This window comes from Arthrobacter agilis (genome assembly GCF_002953615.1).
GTDB classification, from domain to species: Bacteria; Actinomycetota; Actinomycetes; order Actinomycetales; family Micrococcaceae; genus Arthrobacter_D; species Arthrobacter_D agilis_B.
Map to the genome: position 1 here is coordinate 2,066,295 of NZ_CP024915.1, position 2,635 is coordinate 2,068,929.

General features: G+C 73.7%; 3 protein-coding genes. All 3 read right to left on the reverse strand.

The annotated features are described in order from the left end of the window. Window positions 1–1,196 (reverse strand): FliI/YscN family ATPase (locus CVO76_RS10070; RefSeq protein WP_208741778.1); only part of this gene is annotated, 1,196 nt, incomplete at its 3' end. After that, on the reverse strand, window positions 1,193–1,795 hold the full coding sequence (locus CVO76_RS10075; protein WP_208739144.1) for a FliH/SctL family protein: 603 nt from the start codon (window positions 1,793–1,795) through the stop codon (window positions 1,193–1,195). The genes CVO76_RS10070 and CVO76_RS10075, both read right to left, overlap by 4 nt. Next, window positions 1,785–2,635 (reverse strand): flagellar motor switch protein FliG (locus CVO76_RS10080; protein WP_208739145.1); only part of this gene is annotated, 851 nt, incomplete at its 5' end. The genes CVO76_RS10075 and CVO76_RS10080, both read right to left, overlap by 11 nt.

The following is a 2,635-nucleotide window of genomic DNA, read 5'->3' on the forward strand; positions in this document are numbered from 1 at the left end:
GCATCCACCAGCGGGTTGGTCCCCCGGTGGTACGCGCCGACGTCGATCAGGTCCTGGGCGGCCTTGCGCGCGGCCAGCGTCCTGCGGAGTGCACCGGCTGCGCCGGCCTGCTCGCGCGTGGTGACACGGGAGGCGACGCGGGAGATGGAGGCGAGGGGGTCGATGGACGGGAAATGTCCGGCGACGGCGAGCTTGCGGTCGAGCACCACGTGCCCGTCGAGGATGGACCGCGCGGCGTCGGCGACCGGCTCGTTGTGGTCGTCGCCGTCCACGAGCACCGTGTACATCCCGGTCACGGAGCCGACGGCCCCGGTCCCCGCGCGTTCGAGCAGCTGGGCGAGCAGGGAGAACGTGGACGGCGGGTACCCGCGGGTGGCGGGGGGCTCGCCGACGCTGAGGCCGATCTCCCGCTGGGCCATGGCGACGCGCGTCAGCGAGTCCATCATGAGCATGACGTCGGCGCCGCCGTCGCGGAAGGATTCGGCGATCCGCGTGGCGACGAAGGCGGCGCGCAGGCGCAGGAGCGCGGGCTCGTCCGAGGTCGAGACCACGACGATCGACCGGGCGAGGCCCTCGGGCCCGAGGTCGTCCTCGAGGAAGTCCCGGACCTCGCGGCCGCGCTCGCCCACGAGGGCGATCACCGAGACGGCCGCGTCGGTGCCCCGGGCGATCATCGAGAGCAGGGAGGACTTGCCGACGCCGGATCCCGCGAAGAGTCCCATGCGCTGCCCGCGGCCCACGGTGGTGAGCGTGTCCATCACCCGCACGCCGAGTTGCAGGGGCTCGGTGATGCGCGTGCGTTCGAGGGCTCCGGGCGGCGTGTTGTCCAGGGACACCCAGGTCACGTCGGTGAGCGGACCACGTCCGTCGATGGGCCGCCCGACGCCGTCGAGCACGCGCCCGAGCAGTCCCGGCCCCACGGGCACGAGCAGCGGCGTCCCCTGGGCCCGGACGGGGGCACCGGCCTGGATGCCGGAGAGGTGCGCGTAGGGCATGCAGCGCAGCCCGGTCAGCGAGGCTGCGACCACCTCGGCGTCCACGGGGACGTCGTCGCCGATCGTCACGAGGTCTCCGATGGCAGAGTCGAGTCCCACGACGTCGACGCCGAGGCCGACGACGGAGGCGACGCGTCCCACGCGCTGGGGTGCGGCCGCGAGGCGGGCGAGGTGGACGGCGTCGTCGATGGCGGGCGTCATGCCGTCCCTCCCACGAGTGCGGTGCGGACCCGCGCGAGGGCGGTACCGAGCCGCGCGTCGATGGACCCGTTCGGGCACTCGGCGACGGCATCGCCTCTGCCCAGGGATGCATCGGGCACCAGGGTCACGCCCTCGGGAGCGTCACCCGGCGCCAGCAGTGCGAGGTCGGCGGGGTGCAGGCGGACGGCACGCACGTCCTCGCCGTCCGCACCCTCGAAGGCGCGCGCGACGGCGTTCCGGGCGGACGTCGGACCGTCGGCCAGCGCGCGTCCGAGCAGGGCCTCGGTGATGGCGAAGGCGGCGTCGAGGACGCGCTCTCGGGCCTGGTCGAGCACGGGCGCGGTCCGGGCTTCGAGGGCGCGCGCCGCGGCCTCGAGGACCCGCAGCCGCTGTGCGAGCAGGGCCTCCGCCTGCAGGCGTGCGGACGCGGCCTCGGCCTCGAGCCGTGCCCGGTGCTCGGCCAGTTCCGCGCGCGCGAGGGCCAGCCCGTCGGCATAGCCGGCGGAGTGGCCCTGCGCCACGGCGGTGTCGTGCGCGGCCTGCCCTGGACCCCGGCCGAGGTACGGGAAGGTGACGGGGGTCAGTGCATCAGTCGACATACTCGTCCTCGTCCCCGCGCTGGATCGTGATGACGCCCTGCGCCTCGAGGTCGCGGATGGCACGCACCACCTCGGCGCGGGCCTCCTCCACCTGCGAGATGCGGACCGGCCCGACGCCGCGGATCTCGTCGTCGAGGATCTCCCGGTTCCGCTCGGACACGTTCGCTCGGATCACTGTCACCACGGCCTCGGCGGCGCCCTTCATCGCGAGGGCGAGCACGGCGGAGTCGATGCCGCGCAGCACCTGCTGGACATCGCGGCGCTCGAGGTTCACGATGTCCGCGAAGGTCAGCATGCGGGCGCGCACCTCCTCGGCCAGGGCGGGATCGCGATCCTCGAGGCCGTCGAGCAGCTCGCGTTCCGTGAGGACGTCGGCGCGGTTGATGATGTCCACGAGGGGCTGGATGCCGCCGATCGCGGAGATGCCGTGGCGCGGTGCGGCGACGCCACCGGCCCTGATCTTGATGGTGTCCGCCACCACGGACACAGCCTCGGGGGTCGCGGATCCCATGGTCGCGATGCACTGGGCGACGTCGGTGCGGCTCGAGGGGTTGAGGCCGGCGAGCACGGCGGAGGCGCGCTCCGGCTTGAGGTGCGCGAGGACGAGGGCGATGGTCTGCGGCAGCTCGCCCTCGAGGACGGTCTGGATCTGGCCGGCTTCCACGCTGTCGAGGAAGTCGAACGACCGGCCGGCTGCGGTGGAGGCGAGGCGGCCCACCACGCCGGCTGCACGTTCGGCACCGAAGGACGATTCGAGGAGGCCGATGGCCACGTCCATGCCACCGCGCGTCCGGTGCCGGCCGCTGATGGTCAGTTCGTGGAACTCGGCGAGAGCCTCCT